The organism is Vibrio sp. 10N.222.54.A3 (assembly GCF_041474095.1).
In the GTDB taxonomy this organism is placed as follows: domain Bacteria; phylum Pseudomonadota; class Gammaproteobacteria; order Enterobacterales; family Vibrionaceae; genus Vibrio; species Vibrio crassostreae_C.
The window spans coordinates 35,967-54,305 of the sequence record NZ_JBFRTN010000021.1 but is presented as its reverse complement, the minus strand read 5'-3'; the positions used below and the strand labels follow the sequence as shown (position 1 = coordinate 54,305).

General features: G+C 43.0%; 16 protein-coding genes and 2 pseudogenes. 13 read left to right on the top strand and 5 right to left on the bottom strand.

What is annotated here, in order from left to right; all coding sequences use genetic code 11:
- Positions 1-135: 135 nt before the first annotated feature.
- Positions 136-756 (bottom strand): hypothetical protein, encoded by a 621-nt coding sequence (locus tag AB4507_RS06270; protein WP_372182400.1) that lies wholly within the window; start codon positions 754-756, stop codon positions 136-138.
- Positions 757-943: 187 nt separating this feature from the next.
- Here AB4507_RS06270 and AB4507_RS06265 point away from each other — a divergent pair.
- Positions 944-1,267, top strand: a pseudogene (locus tag AB4507_RS06265) (PTS sugar transporter subunit IIA); the annotation flags it as partial.
- A gap of 135 nt (positions 1,268-1,402) precedes the next feature.
- Here AB4507_RS06265 and AB4507_RS06260 read toward each other — a convergent pair.
- Entirely contained in the window at positions 1,403-2,668 is a 1,266-nt protein-coding gene (locus AB4507_RS06260; RefSeq protein WP_050644072.1) for an HD-GYP domain-containing protein, read from the bottom strand.
- A 226-nt stretch (positions 2,669-2,894) separates the two neighbouring features.
- On the opposite strand from AB4507_RS06260, the gene AB4507_RS06255 reads away from it, so the two are divergent.
- On the top strand, positions 2,895-3,431 hold the full coding sequence (locus AB4507_RS06255) for a GNAT family N-acetyltransferase (RefSeq protein ID WP_102394164.1): 537 nt from the start codon (positions 2,895-2,897) through the stop codon (positions 3,429-3,431).
- Positions 3,432-3,561: 130 nt separating this feature from the next.
- On the opposite strand, the gene AB4507_RS06250 is transcribed toward AB4507_RS06255, so the two are convergent.
- Entirely contained in the window at positions 3,562-4,911 is a 1,350-nt protein-coding gene (locus AB4507_RS06250) for a sensor histidine kinase (protein WP_372182399.1), read from the bottom strand.
- Positions 4,904-5,593 carry a response regulator transcription factor gene (locus tag AB4507_RS06245; protein ID WP_102394166.1) on the bottom strand — a complete coding sequence of 230 codons (690 nt, stop codon included), beginning with the start codon at positions 5,591-5,593 and terminating at the stop codon, positions 4,904-4,906. Before AB4507_RS06245 ends, AB4507_RS06250 begins: the two co-directional genes overlap by 8 nt.
- A 182-nt stretch (positions 5,594-5,775) precedes the next feature.
- Between AB4507_RS06245 and AB4507_RS06240 the strand changes: the two are divergent.
- The 9 genes and pseudogenes from AB4507_RS06240 to AB4507_RS06200 form a co-directional block, all read left to right on the top strand.
- Positions 5,776-7,164 (top strand): annotated as a pseudogene (locus AB4507_RS06240) (putative bifunctional diguanylate cyclase/phosphodiesterase); the annotation flags it as partial.
- A gap of 250 nt (positions 7,165-7,414) precedes the next feature.
- The gene (locus tag AB4507_RS06235) at positions 7,415-7,894 is read left to right on the top strand and encodes a type II secretion system protein (protein WP_372182398.1); all 480 of its coding nucleotides are present in this window, start codon (positions 7,415-7,417) and stop codon (positions 7,892-7,894) included.
- Positions 7,895-8,729: 835 nt separating this feature from the next.
- Positions 8,730-10,463 carry an EAL domain-containing protein gene (locus AB4507_RS06230; RefSeq protein WP_372182396.1) on the top strand — a complete coding sequence of 578 codons (1,734 nt, stop codon included), beginning with the start codon at positions 8,730-8,732 and terminating at the stop codon, positions 10,461-10,463.
- A 223-nt stretch (positions 10,464-10,686) separates the two neighbouring features.
- Positions 10,687-11,058 carry a GntR family transcriptional regulator gene (locus AB4507_RS06225; protein ID WP_017060587.1) on the top strand — a complete coding sequence of 124 codons (372 nt, stop codon included), beginning with the start codon at positions 10,687-10,689 and terminating at the stop codon, positions 11,056-11,058.
- Positions 11,055-11,909 (top strand): ABC transporter ATP-binding protein, encoded by an 855-nt coding sequence (locus tag AB4507_RS06220; protein WP_050621756.1) that lies wholly within the window; start codon positions 11,055-11,057, stop codon positions 11,907-11,909. Before AB4507_RS06225 ends, AB4507_RS06220 begins: the two co-directional genes overlap by 4 nt.
- The gene (locus tag AB4507_RS06215; protein ID WP_372182395.1) at positions 11,909-12,766 is read left to right on the top strand and encodes a hypothetical protein; all 858 of its coding nucleotides are present in this window, start codon (positions 11,909-11,911) and stop codon (positions 12,764-12,766) included. Before AB4507_RS06220 ends, AB4507_RS06215 begins: the two co-directional genes overlap by 1 nt.
- A 929-nt stretch (positions 12,767-13,695) precedes the next feature.
- Positions 13,696-13,983, top strand: a complete 288-nt coding sequence (locus AB4507_RS06210) for a putative quinol monooxygenase (protein WP_372182394.1) — start codon at positions 13,696-13,698, stop codon at positions 13,981-13,983.
- A complete protein-coding gene (locus tag AB4507_RS06205) occupies positions 13,983-14,537 on the top strand; it encodes a nucleotidyltransferase family protein (RefSeq protein ID WP_372182393.1) in 555 nt (184 codons plus the stop codon). Before AB4507_RS06210 ends, AB4507_RS06205 begins: the two co-directional genes overlap by 1 nt.
- Before the next feature lie 219 nt (positions 14,538-14,756).
- Entirely contained in the window at positions 14,757-15,194 is a 438-nt protein-coding gene (locus AB4507_RS06200) for a bifunctional diaminohydroxyphosphoribosylaminopyrimidine deaminase/5-amino-6-(5-phosphoribosylamino)uracil reductase RibD (RefSeq protein ID WP_372182392.1), read from the top strand.
- 17 nt (positions 15,195-15,211) lie between these two features.
- On the opposite strand, the gene AB4507_RS06195 is transcribed toward AB4507_RS06200, so the two are convergent.
- Entirely contained in the window at positions 15,212-15,664 is a 453-nt protein-coding gene (locus AB4507_RS06195) for an NUDIX pyrophosphatase (RefSeq protein WP_372182391.1), read from the bottom strand.
- 291 nt (positions 15,665-15,955) lie between these two features.
- On the opposite strand from AB4507_RS06195, the gene AB4507_RS06190 reads away from it, so the two are divergent.
- Entirely contained in the window at positions 15,956-17,668 is a 1,713-nt protein-coding gene (locus AB4507_RS06190; RefSeq protein ID WP_372182390.1) for a pseudouridine synthase, read from the top strand.
- A 153-nt stretch (positions 17,669-17,821) separates the two neighbouring features.
- Positions 17,822-18,202 (top strand): hypothetical protein, encoded by a 381-nt coding sequence (locus tag AB4507_RS06185; RefSeq protein ID WP_372182388.1) that lies wholly within the window; start codon positions 17,822-17,824, stop codon positions 18,200-18,202.
- The last annotated feature ends 137 nt before the right edge of the window (positions 18,203-18,339 follow it).

Sequence of the window (18,339 nt, the reverse complement as noted above, 5' to 3'; positions counted from 1 at the left end):
ATAAAGCGTACAAATCGAACTACTTCTCGCAATAATTAATTTTTCCAGCAAGAAATAATGCAAAAAAAAACCATCATTAAAATAAAAAGCCACAGAGTGTGGCTTTTTCAAAATATGAGATCAAAGTGGGAATAACTAGTTTAGCAGGGCACTTTTCACTTCAGCATCTCGGAATATCTCTTCAAAACGCTGTTTGTAGATCAGTTGCATCTCATTGATGATTGCACCACCATCAGGTACATCATTCTCGCCTTGGAAATTTTTGCTGAGTAGCTTATTACCAGCTTCATCATAGATAATCACATTAACGTTGTACCAAGAGTTATCCGTAAATGCGTGGAAGTCATACTTCCACTCATTCAAGACAAACATCATCGATTTGTTGTCGAATGCTTTCATCTGCTCAGCAACCTTGGTGATATTCTCTTCAGGCGTCGTCTCAACCGACTCAACAGCTACTTGCTGTTTTTTCAAGCCTGCGACCAATCTGTCAGTCAAAAATTGAGACATTGGCTGCTGTGTCGCCGTGTTGTAGGTATAAGGAATACCTAACGAACTGCGAATAATTCCCTCAAATTTTGGCTCTTTATCATGATCGAGAACGTATGGTCTCTTATCGATTACAGCGACGGTCAACGCTTTTTCCTGTGGAACTTCATTGAGTTGAGGCGCACTTTGTTCTGCTGTTAATACCGTTGCACAACCAGAAAGCCCTAACGATACTGCAGCGAGCAGTAAACTGACGAGTTTTTTCATAGATTTACCTATCTTATTGTTTTGAATAGGCTGTTCTAACAAAAATCGACTTAATGAGTAAACATTCATAAAATAAATATTTTACATAATTGTTATTTATATAAATTCGCTCACACATCGGGTTAAACTTATTGAGTCATAAGTCAATAACAAGGGTTTGTAACGGAACGTTATGAAATGAACAGATTATGTTCAAGCTATCAAGCAAAAGCACAAGGACATCGGCGCGTACTATGTTCTGGCACCAAAAATTGCGATGCCTCATGCTCGCCCTGAAGATGGTGTGAACGAAGCATCACTGCAAGTAACGGTATTCAAAAAGGGTGTTGATTTAGAGTCAGAAGACAACGGTGACGTTTACCTTTCGATTACTCTGGCGGCGATGGACTCAGATAGCCACATCCATACGATTATGGCGCTATCAGAGTTGTTCCAAAATGATAATGACATTGATGCCATCATCGCAGCGGAAACTGAGCAAGCGATCATCGAGATCTTAAAGCGATACTAATCTCGATCTAAAAATCCTGATAAGCCCCCATTAAAAAAAGCGATAGCCTCGGCTATCGCTTTTCTGTTTCTGGTGCTTGGTCATTTCTCATCGAATATGAGTTAGGGCATCACACCTCGAAAGCATCCAGTGGCTTTAAAACGCGTACATTCTTTTATCGGTCGATAATTCAAAGCAATATTGCGCGTGTTTATTAAGGCACTCAAACACTTCTCGATCCAACTTAAAGTTATCAACGTAGTCCGTCAAAATAGCGAGAGTCTCTTCTAATGTCATACCTGCACGATAAGGGCGAGACTGAGTTAGCGCTTGAAACACATCCACCACAGCAACAATTCGACTGGGTTGATCCAACTCTTCCGCCGTTTTACCCATTGGGTAACCCGAACCATCTAACCTTTCATGATGATTAGATGCCCACTGACAAACCTGAGGTGAACTGAACAACTCCTGCAGTGCGAATCGAGTATCCGTTGCATGGCGTTTAATACAGCAATACTCTTCTTCAGTAAGTAAATCCGGCTTATGCAGAATGTCATTAGGGGTTTGCAGTTTACCGATATCATGAACCAACCCAGCCAGATAGAGTTTACGCTGAGTGGTGTAGGAATAACCCAGCTGTTTGGCGAGGTATTCAGAGAGCTGCCCAACCTTCAACGAGTGCTTAAAGGTAAACGAACTTTTGGTATCAACAACGTTGGCAATAAATTCGGCAAAGGCCACCGTCTCATCCAACGACATCTGTTGGGAGAAGAATGGCACAGGCTCAAAATTATCCCTCATGTTCTCGATGTAAGGGATCTCCATAGAAAACCAGAAATCATCCAGGTCGACCAACTCACACATGTGTTGGACAAGGTTGGTTTCGAACATCTCATCAGCTTGTTCAGTCAAACGTTCAATGATGCTCGCTTTGCCATCGGGTGTTAGGTTTCCATAACGATCAGAAGAGGTTATGCCGTATAGATAATCGACTCTATCGGCAAGCATCACGATGGCAGCCAGCTCTTTTTCTAACTCGCTGATATGAATAGCCTTTAGCTCAGACCACGGAGTATGATGATAAAGTACCGGCTTAGCGAATATAGAAAGAACTGGGCACTCTTTTAAGATTTGGTAGCCCTTTTGACAATGGTGATAGCTCGAGTCAGGTACAAACCCAGACGTTAAACTGAGCTGTTCATCAATTTGCGAGACACCGCAGTCGTGAATCAAGCCTAACGAAAACGCGAGCTGCGCTTGCTCTTCTTCCCACCCCACACTCAGAGCACATCGATACGCAATGTAGCCCACTCTCTGTCCATGATTTTTACTTTCGAAACCGACGTTATCAAGCGCCTTAGCAATACCGAATAGAGCCTTTCTTAGGTCCACGGTCACGTCCTGGCAATGTTGATTCATTATTTAAGCCTAGCATTTTTATAGTTTTTATATATTTAGGCCGCTAATACTAATGCATAGCTAATGATTATATACACAACTATTGTAAGGTTTAATGAGTTTCGTGATAGAACTAACGTCTCACGAAAAATCCGTGCTACAAGTGGTTGCATATTAAAAATCATGCGACATTATAGCCTGCCGACTAAGATTCGCTTAAATTAGCAGCCATAAGAAAAGGAAAGACATGTTTAAAACGGTTATCGACAACGAACTCTCCATCGCATTGGTTGAAGAGAGCTTCGCTTCTCACTACGCGGACATCTCACAAAGCCAGAATGAGTACCTAAGTCAATGGCTCGTGTGGCCACCACATTGTAAAACCGAGCAAGACTTTAGGATCTTCATCCAACGCTCGCTACACGATTATGCGGAAGGGAAAAGCATGACTTGTGCAATCGTGTATCAAGACAAGGTCGTTGGTAACTGCAGTTTCAATACCATTGATCATGATAAGCAAAAGGTGACGATAGGTTATTGGTTATCTGAGACATACCAAGGAAAGGGGATTGTGACGCGCGTTGTCCAGAAGCTGATTGATATTGCTTTCAATGAGTTAGATATGGAAAAGGTAGAGATATCAGCCGCAACCGGTAACCAAAGCAGCCGTAAGGTTTGTGAGCGCTTACATTTCACGTTAGAAGGTATCATCACGCGTAACGAGAACTTGAATGGTCGCATCGTTGACCACGCTATTTATGGCCTTCATCGCTCTAAGCTCTAAGCTCTAAGCTCTAAGCTCTAAGCAGTAGTACTAAGCAGTCACTCGCTTGTAAATCGGAATATGAAAAAGCCACGGTATTAGTTCGTGGCTTTGTTATTTGACGAGCCTGAAGAGCTCTAAAAGCTCCATCTTATGCGATCTTAGGAATCACGATACTGAACTTGGCACCACCATAGTTGCTGTCGTCGATTTTGATATCCCAAGAAAGCTTTTTAGCCGCAGATAGAGCAATCGCGAGGCCTAACCCCAATCCACCTGTGGTCGACGTTCTGCTTGAATCTAATCGAGAGAACGGTAGAAATACCTCATCACGCTTATTCTCCGGTATTCCAGAACCATTATCTTCAATCACCACCAGCCAGTTTTCTGAGTTCTCATCTAACGTCATCCACACTTTGTCTTGTGTGTAATTGCCAGCATTCTTGAGAACGTTATCGAACACCAAGCGCGCCATTGAGCAGTCACACTTAATCTTGCACTCTAGCTGTACCTTAGATTCAAAGGTGGCATTCTCTAGTTTCGAGTAACGAATTCGGTCTAGGCAATACTCACGAAGATCGGAGGTCACTTTAACGAGTTCAAAGAAAGAGTTATCCATGACATTCAACTTCGAAAGCATGATGATTTCTGACGTGAGCTCGTTGATATCCTCAATGTAGGTATCAATGTCATCGAAAAGAACCTGATGATTATCGGGTGCTCCCCTTCTTAATATATCGGTCGCCAGCTGAATACGACTTAGCGGAGTTCGTACTTCGTGTGGGATAGCTTGAGCGAAGATATGACTTTGTTTTACTTTGCTCTCAATCTCTTCAGCCATGAAGTTAAAACTGCTGGCCAAATCAGACACAGGATGGATGTCGTCCATGTCAGATCGAGTACTAAGCTTGCCCTTACCAAACTGCTTCTGCTTCTCGACGAGCAACTCTATTCTTTCTTGAAAACGCCTCACAGGTAAGTAAACACTCGCTCCAATCGCCACGATTACAGCCAATAACAGCCCTAACAAAAAGTGTCGTTCTGAGTCTTCATACCATTCAATGTCAGGAGAGAAAAAGTCCCCTACCTCACTGAACCCAAAACTAAATTTAGAGTTTGGTAACTGAAACACGGCCGAATAGAGGTTGTCAGCACTTAGATATATCGGCACACCGTTTAAGGTTGTGTATAACTCACATTGCAGGCAAGGCGCCTCGCCCGACCAATTCTCCAACAGGCGTAAATTGAAGATATAAAATTGTTGGTAGCCTGTTCTATCGAGCTCTTTATAGAGTGAGTTTTCTTGATTGTGTTGACGAACATACTGCTCCACAAAGTAGATGCCATCATTGAGGAAGGTTTCGATCTCGGTGCGTCGCATGTGCCCTTCACCAAGGTTCAAAAACAAAAATATCGTTGCCGACATCCCAGTCACTATCCCAAGGTATAAGCGAGCAAACATCGAAACCGAGCGAAGTTTCGTAGCAATGAACTTACGCAACCAGCATGTACCCCTTGTTGCGAACCGTACGAATCAACTGTTTGTCTTTTGCGTGGATGCGAAGCTTTCGGCGTAACCCAGACACGCGCATATCAATCGAGCGATCATTAAACGCGTAATCAATCCCTCTAAATAGCTGACAGCACTGGTCTCGAGTCACGACCTGACAGATGTTATTAACGAGAAGGTTTAAGATTTCAAATTCAGCAGAAGTAAGCTTGAGGTTTTGGCCATAGAGCGTGGCACTTTGAGCAGAGCTGTTGATTACAATATCGCACTGTTTTTCAGCCGCAGTTTCTTGCGTAGTTGTTATGGGAGTGGCTCGGCGCAATAACGCTTCAATTCGCGCTAACAAGGCATGGCCACGAATCGGCTTGGCAACGTAATCGTCCGCGCCAAATTTAAATAAGCTGACCTCACTCATTTCATCGGCAGAGGCCGTTAGCACTAAGATCATTCCATTGTAAAACTCACGGGCTTGACGGCAAATCTGCGCGCCGCTCATCCCTGGGAGCATCAAGTCCAACAGCACTAAATCAGGTTCAATACTTCGGATCGCTTCAAGTGCCAAGTTCCCTTCATGAACAACGCTAACATTGTAACCTTCGGCTTCGAGGTAAAGCGTCGTTAAACGAGCTATCTCTTGGTCATCTTCAACAATGAGCACTTTGGTTTTCGACATTCCTATCACCAGTATTTATTAAAAGCGAGGGCAGTATATATACTGGTCATAGATCATCAATATTGGAATCAGAGCCCTACATTTACCGTACGAAAAACATAGTAATCACTTTTGTACATACACGTTTACAGAATAGAGAACCAACAACCGGTGCGCCTTGGTTTATCAAGGTTTCCTCCTTCAGAGCACACCATTTTGATGTGCAAGGAAAGTGGCTCTTTGATAAAAGCGAACTGCTGCTAAACCTAACCTGTACAACAAAGCAAAAAGAGAAGCTGATAAAAGCCAGATACAACGCAGAACACGACTGTTTAACGGAGCTTTATAATCGCCGTGGGATCAGCAACCTTCTAGAAACCAGCATTGCCTATCGCTCACCGTTTGAATTGATGTTTGTCGACCTTGATGGCTTCAAATTAGTTAATGACACTTATGGGCACACTGTCGGAGACCAACGACTCAAACAGGTTGGTGAACGCCTTAAACAGTTGGTTGATGAGAAATGCATGATAGGGCGATTTGGTGGCGACGAATTCATTGTGATTGCCCACACCTGCCGAAATCAAAATATCCCACTACTTTGCTCTCGCATCATTGATGCCTTAAACCGAAGTTTCCATATCAGAGGCATCGGCAGTTTATCTGTCGGTTGCAGCATAGGTACCGCGCATTTCCCTGATAACGCGGTTGACCAAGAAACATTGCTAAAGCAAGCGGGTATGGCGATGCATCTTGCAAAAGCGAATGGTCGAAACCGCTTCCAAACGTTTACCCCAGACTTAGCACAAACCCTGCATCGCAAAGTAGAGATCCGCCATCGACTGGCACGCGCCATAGAAAACGACGATCTCAACCTTCACTATCAACCGATCATGAACACCAACAGCGACAAGGTGAAAGGGTTTGAAGCCTTGCTTCGATGGTCAGACAAAGAGCTAGGTAACATAGGCCCTGATGAGTTTATTAGCTTAGCGGAGGAGACGGGGCAGATTGTACCGCTCGGGAAATGGGTTCTGAACTCTGCACTCAAACAGCTATCGATATGGCAACGTGAGTTTGATAGTGAGTTGATGATGAGTATCAATATTTCGAGTATTCAGATGCACGCGACCTTTGCCGAGCAGCTATTAGCAATGTTGAACTTCTACAATATCCAACCTCAAAGCATCGCCCTTGAGATCACCGAATCTTCCATGATCTTCAAGCATGGTGAAGTCAGGCAAGCGTTAAGCGATATTTCTAAATTGGGCGTAGAGCTTCACCTTGATGACTTTGGTACAGGCTACTCATCACTGTCGATGTTGCATGACTTACCGATTAGCACCGTGAAACTCGATAAAAGCTTTGTCCACGGTTCACACAAAGGGAGCAAAGCGATTGTCCAAGCCACCCACGCTATCTGTGAAAAATTGGGATTAAAAGTGGTTGCTGAAGGTGTCGAAACCGAAACGCAAAAAGCGTTCTTAATCGATTGTGGATACCAGTATCTTCAGGGATTTTTATTTAGTAAGCCAATTCCCTCAAATGAAGTCGAAAGTCAGTTTTTGAATCGTCGACAACCCTACAATTAAAGACTTATTTATCAATAAATTAAGTCGTTTAAATGTTTCGTAAACAATCGGCTGCTGTGGGTGTATACGCTTACGTATGCTTACATAGCGTTTAACAGTAAGAGGAAATAGTTAAGCTATTGTTTATAAAGAAAATCAGTTAGAAATCAACACAATAAAACACCAAACCATTATACCCACTAACTGTAATGACTTTGGTATTTAGATTACCCTCATTCCGTCCCTTTAGCAGAGCAAATAATCGGTAACCATGAACAGACAAAACGGCTTCACTCTCTTAGAGCTCATCATCTCTGTATTAATTTTAGCGGTCGTTTCGGCGACAGCTATGGTCAAGTTCTTAGACGTTCAAGGAAGTGCTCGCGCGAGCAAAATACACGATGTGGCTGGCAACCTTCGCACGGGTATCGACATGATCTATGCAAAGTCTGCGATTGCTGGTGTGGAGGGGGAATGTGACTACGTTGAAAAAACCGAGATTGAAACCTACTACGTCTGCCATGGTTACCCAATCGCTTATGTCGATTCCTTAAGACGCCTGCTTAATATTGACCAAGCTGAACTTTACGTAAACAACAAAGAAGTCGAGGAAGGCAGTAATGCAGAAAGAGTCGCCGCCATCTCTTTCGACACCGAAAACTACACCTATTCGCCAGAAGGAGACTTTTGTCAGGTGCTTTATCAGCCAGAAAAAGAACCACAAATCGTGGTGCTTGATGGTGCATGTTAAATACTCAACGATTGCACGCTTTCATAGTTAACACAAAGCCACCGCAGCAGATCTTTGAATATCATGTGGTTACGCTAACATTTGTTCAAAAATAACACTAATGGTTCTAACTTGTTACTGCTTACACTTTTAGGCAGTGCTCATGGTATAACACCAACCTCATTCATATCTTATTTTCATCACTAGCCGATGAATATTTACATGGGCACATATTTGATAAACATGTCAATAATAATCCCATTAAAATTCTTTAATCAACACATCATGATAAACATCATCCTTTCCCTATTTTAAATATCCCACCTTAAAGTGTCATTATTTAAATTTCGTAACAGAATAAATTAAAGTCAATTATTCAAAAAATATAATTAATTCTATCATTGATTACTTTAATTAAATCACCAAAACAATACGCCACATAAATTATATTAATATCACATAAAATGACATAATTTAATTTTATCCTGAAAAATTCTGATAAATCTCACACATCAATAAGCCGAATGAATACCATCAGAAGCTACATTAGAAACCTCTAAATCCAGTCGCTAAACCTACCGCGTAGAAGCTGTGAAATGGATAAATACCAAAACAAATGGATAAATCCTCCTTACCCCTTGTAAATCATTGGCTTTCATTTATAAATTCAACTTTTGGGTGAACATCTCCATAACCTTTCATTAAAGCCCAAATTCTGCGATTAGTATCAACATCTTAAGAGAGAATGGTGACATTTTGGTTATATTATTTAGATCGAACTCTTGTGTTGAATGACAATCCCAGCCATCACATATCCATCACACAAATATAATAACTATCGCTTAGGAGTTGAGCTATGCACTGTTCTTTCAATATAAATAACAATAATGAGAGCTTGCAACTGATCTACAATGAAGAAAAAATATACATAAAAAGAGACAGTAATAAGATATCAGAGGAAACTCTTAATAGTAAAGAGAGTTTTGTTTTCAAATACCTTATTGAACACTCGTCAATATCAAACCCTCAATCTGCACGAGATGTTGAAGAATCTTTAAAATTACACTTTGACGAAGAGTTTAGCTTATACGCGTTAAAAAATATTATTGCTTCTATAAGAAAGAAATATCGAAGCTTATGCAAAAAAGCGAAGGTAGATAATAATAGCGAACTTATCTCTAACCTTTATAAGGTAGGTTACTTTATCGATCTCGATAAAAGCTCAACCAACCGTATCGCACCTAAGTACGACATCAACCAGTTCAAGCCCAGCCAGTTCGAGATGTTGAAACTGATGTTCAACACCTATCATCGAGAACTGATCAAGGCTCTGATAGCCGTGTTCACCATCTCTTCCTTTTTCCTATTCGTTGTCTACTTTTTCCAAATCCTTTATACGACGAAGATTGCTAATGAATACAGTGAGAACACCAAACATATTGCAGCAGAACTCATGGACTACGGTTGCGATAGTCACGGGGCTGTGCACTCGCTCAACCTTGATTCTGTCGTCATGACAACACCTTATGGCTCTTGCTATATCTCGAAAACACGTTCTAAGATGATAGATCTCAATCAAGTAGACGACTTCTACGATAGTGCTGACTTTGCCTATTCACGCTTCATAGATACCGAGCACGACATTGAGATGGTTGCTCGAATATCTAAGCGCTCTATCGAAGCTCGATACAACAACTCACTATTGCCTCTGTTAGTCGATTCTATCTCCATCCAGAAGAATGGTTACTACATCTTAAACCTTGGCGAAGAGAGTAAATCGATCTATCAAACCTCCCTACCAACGGGTGCAACCATCACCTTCTACAGTGACGACATTGTTGCGCTGTGGACTGCGCTTTCTCTGATACTCGCCACCCTGCTTTATCGATCCTATATTCTGGGCTTTGTGATCTACCTGTTTCGTTGGAAACACATCTCCTTTGAAGAAGAACCGATCATCAACACCGAAGACAACAGCGTTCTCTACTACGAGTTGTTATCTCGTGTGCGTAACGTTGGCGTTTTAAGCTTCATCAACACCATGAGACGCACCAATTTACTCACCTTTCATACCATTTTACTCATCGAGACGGTTAGAAAAGCGAAGTTAAACAACAGCCATGAGATCTATGGTGTCAACGTGTGTCCGAGTGCTTTGGTAGGGTCGAACTTCGCCAGGCTCAGAGAGCATTTAGCCGCGATGGAAGCAAATGAGTTTGTCGTAGAGATTACTGAATATTCGAACATTGGCTATGGGTATGAGGTTATCGATAACATTAAGGATATCAAAAAGCTTGGTATCACCATCGCTCTAGATGACTTCGGTACAGGCAATAACAACATCGAAATCATCAATGTCATCTCTCCTACCTATCTAAAACTGGATCGCTGTTTTGTTAAGGATATCGAGTCAGGAGAGCACCATCAGGGTGTATTGCTCAATATATCGGAGATTGGACGCTTATCAAATATCACGATGATTTATGAAGGTGTCGAGACGCGTAGGCAGCAATATATCTTGTGTCAATTAGGCTACAACTTACATCAAGGTTATCTGTATAGCAGGCCTAATGATTCAAAGGAGCAATAGGCCCAGCCTAATAAAAATCTTGATCAGCAACCATTCCCTATTCAAATAATCGTCGCTTATACAACTGCTTGAGAGCCCACAAGGATGTAGGCTTCAAGTGCCCTCCCCACCAAACATGCTTTATCCAAACATAAAAATACCCAATGCATTTTCATAAAATTCTTGCCAACTCGAATAAATAGGTTAGTGTTATACACATGTATATCACCATGCAGTTTTAATTATGACCGAATGGAAAGACGACCAGCCGATCTTTAGGCAGCTTGCCGCCAAGATCAGTGACCAAATTCTTCAGGGTGTTTGGCTAGAGCTACAAGCATTGCCCTCTGTGCGTGCGGTTGCCGCCGATCTCAAGATCAACCACCTTACTGTCATGAAAAGCTACCAGTTACTGGTGGATGAAGGCTTGGTAGAAAAAAAACGCGGCCAAGGCATGTATGTGGCCGAAGGGGCACTTCAAAAATTGAAAGAGTCGGCACACCAATCATTCATCAACACACAGATCCCAGCCATCGCTGAGACGCTAAGCATCATTGATATGAGTGTCGAAGAACTCGTGAAACAACTAGCACAACATATAAAGGACAAGTCATGAGTACTTTACTTTCCGTGAAAAACGTAACCAAAACCTATTCAAATCAAGTGGGTGTCGAGAACATCAGCTTTGAGTTAAAACCGGGGCAAGTGCTTGGACTGCTGGGCCATAATGGCGCAGGGAAATCGACACTGATCAAATCACTGCTTGGTGGACATAACTATCAAGGTGAAATTGAAGTTAACGGCTACCACCCTATCCACCAGCATGCAGAACTCATGCTGCACTTGTCGTACATCTCAGATGTTAACGTGTTACCCGAGTGGATGACCGTTAAGCAACTGCTTCGATACACCCAAGGTGTACACCCTAGCTTCAATAAACAAAAAGCAGAGCAGACGCTAAGCAGCACCAACATCAAGCTCTCTTCGACTATCAAGCAACTTTCTAAGGGAATGAAGGTACAACTTCACCTTGCGATCATCATCGCGACTGACACTCAAGTGTTGATCTTAGATGAGCCTACACTTGGCCTAGATTTGCTGTACCGCGATACTTTTTATCGCCATCTACTTGAGTGGTTCCACGACGGCGAACGCGCCATGATCATTGCAAGCCATGAGGTTTCAGAGATTGAACACTTATTAACGGATGTTCTGATTTTAAAACAAGGCCATTGTGTGCTGCAAAAGAGCATGGAAGACATCGAAAACGACTATTTCATTATCGAAGTCGCAAACAACCATTCAAGCGAGATACAGAAGCTCAACCCACTGACCTCACAATCCGGCCTAGGCACCACTAAGTGGTTATTGGAAGGCCAATACAAAGCGCAGGTTGAATCACTGGGTAACATCTATAACGTTGGTCTCGCAGATCTATTCCTCGCAACACAGACGGAGAAGGCATAATGCATCCAAGTTTTTACATGCTAGAAAAAGAACTCATCGAGCACAAAATTAACACTCGATTGCCTCTGTTTGTCGCGTTGTGTGGTTTCTTACTGTTCGTTAGTCTGTTCTTCAATGGCGCAGCGCAGCATGAGTTTTTCTTCGAAATGCAAGTGAACGGTGACGTGAGCGACATCCACAGAGAGTTCGCACAAGACCTCAATTCAGTGATCTACTTTGGCGCGGGTCTTATTTCACTGATCCTATCGACGCTTTACATCCCTAAAACGCTGCGTAAAGAGCGCCAAGAAGGCAGTTCGATGTTTTGGAGAAGTATGCCGGTATCAAACGCAATGACTCACGGTGTGAAACTCGGCTTCGGTTTAGTGGTTATTCCCGCAATCTGTGCGTTGCTCGTGCTGTTCGCCGATTTCCTATTCTGGATATTGAACGTCTCTAGCGAGCAGCAACTGGCGCTACTGGTTGAGCAGCAATCCCTACTGTACGTGCTGAGCAACTGGCTCGTGTTCTTTGGGAGAATGTTGTTAGTTGCACTGGTTTTACTACCACTGGCAACCGTGACCCTAGCGATTTCGCAGTTGGTGAACTCTCCATTGCTTGTCATTTTTATCTCAAGCTATGCGATTAAGTTCCTCTCTGTCGCGGTATTTAGCTTCTATGGCATCAACGATTTCCTATCTCTCATCGCATCACTGCCAATGAAGGTACTGACAGCAAGGAACCCATTCAGCGCGATTGCTGAAGCGCCGATTTTATCGTTAAGTCTTTACGTACTGATTGGCGTTGGCGGTTATCTGCTGAGCCTAAAACTAAATAGAACGGACGATGTGAGCTTAAAGACGCTGTTCCAACGCTAGAGTCTATCCTAAGCACGAGCCTTTATCGGGCAGTCACATCAGATATCAAAATCTAAATCAAAGCTTCTGAGAGATCGGGAGCTTTTTTATTATCAGGGCTTTGACGAATACAGGGGTGCGAAACCCAGGAATAAGGAACAAACAGTTTTAGTTTAGGGGAATAGATTTAACGAACGAAGATAAACTTAGAGGAGGTATTAATGAGCTGACATTGAATTGCATTGTTGTTAATGCCTGCCAGCTCTTTGGGGATGATTTCGTTAGTCGCCGACCAGATGAAGGTCCTTGAGAGTGCTAATGAAATCGGTTTGTAGCGTTTTACATTTTATCAAGCTTTTAAGCTTTACGATTTAAAGCTTATTTCTTTGATGCTTCTTTTGACGTGTCTTTCCAGTATTGGATACGAACGCGATGAAGCTGTGCTCTTCTCATTTTTTTCATAAGGGATATTTCCTTTTCTTTAACTGCTCTTCATGAGCTATTTTTATTGCCAACCATTCGAATCTAACGGTGTTTGATGCCCAGATCAATGATACAAATCACAAAATATATAGAGTTTTGAGTACCATTTACATCAAAGTATGACCTAGATATCAACTATGGCTCAATTCAATCCTATGAGCCGCTGTTCAAAATTAAGGTTAGTTCTCTCAGATGACAAATTCATTTCAGTATCAATACAGTTCAATGATACTAATTTAATAGACCGGACCAACGCGGATTTAGTTCCAGTGTCTTATCATTTATTGATTACATCGCCCCTAAAGTTACGGCGTAACCAAAAATGCATTCAATGTGAGCAAATAATCGCCACATTAGCCTATACGTCACAACATCAAAATGGGATTATGTTTGTAACGGATAGAGCTTTTGATAGAAAAAAACCGTAATGGACCAAATTAAATAGACGTAATTAAATGGACGTAATTATGAGTAAAGTAATTCTGCAAGGGCATATTCTAGTGCCAGACAACGATCTAGAAGCCGTCACACAAGCCTTGGTTGTACACAAAGAACTGACCCTGGAAGAACCTGGTTGTCTTGTTTTTCGAGTCAGTCAAAGCACCCTTCAACCTAATCGCTTTGAAGTGTATGAAGAATTCACTAGCCGAGAAGCATTCGAAGCCCACCAACAGCGAGTAAAAGCGTCTGAATGGGGTGAAATCTCCCAGAACGTGACACGTCATTACCAAGTCACTGATGTTCCGACATCATAATGATACATCCGCTAGCCAACCGCATCGTCACATTGATCAAACAAGATCCATTGCGAATGCAGGTTTTAGACTGTATCTCTCAGTTGGATTTACCGCAGTGTTATGTCGCAGCGGGCTTTGTGAGAAACCTCGTTTGGGATCACCTTCATGGTTATGCCTCCCCGCCCCCACTCAATGATATTGATGTGATCTACTTTGATCCCATTGATACCTCTTACGAGTCGGATCCTAGATACGAGGCTCAGCTTAAACAACGGTTACCCGAACTGAATTGGCAAGTTCGCAATCAAGCCTGCATGCACATTAGAAATGGGGATGAACCTTACCAAGGCTCATTGAACGCGATGAGTTACTGGCCAGAGAAAGAAACCGCCGTCGCCGTAAAGCAAAGCCTCAATGGAGACGTCGAGTGTATTTCGTCTTTTGGTTTAGAGAGTTTGTTTGATTTGCAAATCACACCCAATCCAAAGCGTAGCCGAGATATCTTTGATCAAAGAGTGCAATCCAAAGGTTGGCTAACCCAGTGGCCTAAGCTAACGATTAGTCACCGTTAACTAGAAGTCGAATTCAAACGCTAAAACCATTGACTAAAAGTCCAATCAGATCGAACATGCCCCACTTGTTAGCTTGTTAGCTTGTTAGCTTGTTAGCTTATTAGCTTATTAGCTTATTAGCTTATTAGCTTATTAGCTTAGTAAATTAGTAATTAACCAACTCATCAACCCCACGTGGCGACTAGCTGCTACGCTCTCTCGTCATACTGAGTAACGACCATGAACCCACAATATATGCTGCAAGCACTTGAAGCTTCGCGCCAAGCCTTACCCGATTGCCAACCAAACCCGCCAGTAGGCTGCGTTTTGGTGAAGAACGATAAGGTGGTGTCTGTTGGGTACACGCAAAAAGTCGGCGGAAACCACGCCGAGGTTGAAGCACTGAATAGCTATGACGACGGAATGGAAGGAGAAATGGAAGGGGTTACTGCTTACGTAACTTTAGAGCCATGTTCATTTGTCGGCAGAACACCCGCTTGCGCCAATACATTGGTTAAAGCAGGTGTAAAACACGTGGTAGTGGCGATGCTAGACCCAGACCCTCGTAATAATGGTCGTGGAGTTGCGATCCTTGAATCGCACGGCGTGAAGGTGGATGTGGGGTTATGCCAAGCGCAAGTGAGCGCCTTTTTAACCCCTTACCTTGGTAAGTCCTAGATCTTAAACAGCCAGTATTAGTTCAATTTCACTCGGTAAAGCGGATTGACTGGCTTATCGACAAAATACGACCAGATATGATCGTAGACCGCATGTTGATTAGGGAACGGCGCTAACGCTTTTGCTTCTTCTAAATTGCACCAACGGTATTCGGTATGTTCGTCATTCAGTTCAATCGCTTGGTTGGGCGGGCATAGCACTGCAAACACGGGGATTAGCTCAATCACATTCACGTGCGCCTCGTAAAACTGCTCCAGAAACTGCGCGTTATACAAAGCTTCCACTTTAATTTGGGTCTCTTCTTCAAACTCGCGCACGATAGCCTGCCAGCCTGTTTCTCCCGCTTCAATCGAGCCTGCAACATGGCACCAAAACTCACCTTTAACACGCTTCATTAATAGCATTTTCATTTGTCCGTCGATCTCTGAAATAGCGACACCGGAGACAATCGAAGTATTGAGTGGAATCATAACGTTACCTTAGGTTGAACAAGAGGGTGGCAAGGCTACCACCCTTGGTTTGTTAAATTGTCTTCTATGATTAAAAACGAGAAGTTACTCATCAATTAATGGTGTTCAAGCTATAACTCATGGGTTCAGTATTAACCGTCTCGCTTAGCTATCCAGTAATAGAACCATTTCTTATTTGAGGCGCTTTTCGATAAAGAGTAGAATCGCCGCCTTGTACTGTGTTTAACGTCTCTAAACATACACAGTAGACTCACAACCATTTATCACCACGATATAAGTATTAATACGACTATGCACTCATCAAAACCAACGCACGACTCAGAAAACAGCCACACACCTGAGCATTGCTTCACTCGTTTTCAACAGCCGATCGAGTCATATTCGTTGCCTGAGCGTTTCACATTCCCGTTCTACTACGAACCGCACCCACTGTGTGAAATCGCTTCTCATCAGCTTCAACAATATCTAGAAACTCAAACCGACTGGCAGCATGACTTCGGACTGGATTCTGACGCTGGTCGCGGCAAAATGTTTGGTGTGTTATTGGTGAAAAGCCCTGAAGGTGAATTGGGGTACTTCTCTGCTTTTTCAGGGAAAATCGCCGACCAAAACCTACTGCCTCACTTTGTACCGCCCGTGTTCGACATGCTCAGCAGCGACAGCTTTTTCCATCAAGACACAGCCGACATGATGGCTGTCAACGCTGAGTTTAAAGCGCTGCAAGCAAATACTGAATACCTTGAATTGTGTGAGCAACTGGCACAGCAAAAAGCGCAAGCCGAGCAAGAGATTGAAGCTCAACGTCTATTGATTATTGAAGGCCGAAAAACGCGTAAAGAACAACGTGAACAAGGTAAAGAAAACCTTGATGAGCAAGCTTTCGAACAGCTAAATAATGAGCTAAACAAAGCCAGTGTTGCCGACAAGAACCAGCAGAAGTACCTAAAACTTAACTGGGAACAGACCCTGCAAGTGTTGCAAGCTAAAGTTGATGTGTTCAACACTCAACTGGCTGAGCTAAAAGAGCAAAGAGCACACATTTCTCATCAGCTTCAACACAAGTTGTTTTCACAATACGCTTTCCAAAATGCGGAAGGAAACGTTGAAGACCTTAACCAAATCTTTGAAAACACGCCAAACAAGATACCACCAGCTGGCTCTGGTGAATGCGCTGCGCCTAAATTGCTGCAATACGCGTACTTACATGGTTACACGCCACTGGCATTGGCTGAATTTTGGTGGGGCCGCTCTCCAAAGTCGGAAATCCGCAAGCACAAGAAATACTACGCTTCTTGTCAGAGTAAATGTGTGCCGATTTTAGGCCATATGATGAAAGGCCTAGAAGTCGATCCAAACCCATTGCTAGAGAACCCAGCAGAAGGCAAAGAGCTGGATATTCTGTTCCAAGATGAGCACATCGTGGTAGTACACAAGCCAGCAGGTTTTCTATCCGTGCCGGGTAAAACCATCAAAGATTCCGCCTACACACGTGTTCAAGAAATGCATCCCGATGTTGAAGGCCCATTTGTGATTCATCGCTTAGACATGGCGACCTCTGGCATTCTAATCTTCGCTCTCACACGACGTGCGAACAAGAGCTTACAGAAGCAGTTCATTACTCGTGAAGTCGAAAAGCGTTACGTGGCAATGATTGAAGGCGTTCTAACAGAAAATGAAGGCTATGTTCGACTGCCATTGCGTGGTGATTTGTATGACCGCCCTCGTCAAATTGTCTGCTTCGAACACGGCAAGCCTGCAGAAACCAAATGGGAAGTGATTGAGCGAAACGAGCAAACCACTAAGGTTTACCTGCACCCTAAAACAGGCCGTACACACCAGTTACGTGTTCACTGTTCACACCAAGAAGGGCTTAACATGCCTATCGTGGGTGATGGCCTATATGGAAATAAAGCCGACCGACTGCACCTACACGCAGAAAGACTTGCACTGCACCACCCAGTCACCAAAGAGTGGATGGAATTCCAGTTCGACGCTGAATTCTAAAATCTCTCATTAGTACCGAGCTTTAAAAGGAGTCACACCGCTTGTGGCTCCTACCTCTTTTGGGTATATCTCTACGCTTATTGCACTACATCAAGATTCACTTTGTTGTGAAGAGTAGCATGCCCTCCTTCTTCTCTCCTTGAGGCCTTTGATATGTCATCAGCTGCTTTGAATTTACACCACAACACACAAACTTCTTCTTTGATAACTGCGCAAGCACCAAGCTTGAAGCCACTCACAGACAAAAAGCCAGACTTAAATTCAGCAATGCTGAGCCTAATTGAAGAAGTTAAAAATGAACTCCCTCTTTATGAGTCGGAGACGTTTATCTGTGGGCCAAAAGGAAACTGCTCGGGTTGCTCTAAGAAGCTACTAGAGATGGTCGACAGTGAGTTGATGTACTGGGAGCACAGTATTTCCATTGGCCAAGGCCCCAACTTCGAAGAACTGCGCCGTTTTGGTAAGCTATGCAGTAGCGTTAGACGCGGTTTAGAGCGTAATGGTTTAGTCGAAAAGCGCCCAAAGAGTAGATAACAAGCCAAGCCGATAACCACTACAATGTGTCGTTGGCGATTACAAGCTACCCTGATTGGGCTGGAAACCTATATTTACATGCTTATATTTCAGATCCGACCTTGCATTAAATTACCCATACAAAACGAGAGGAAAGT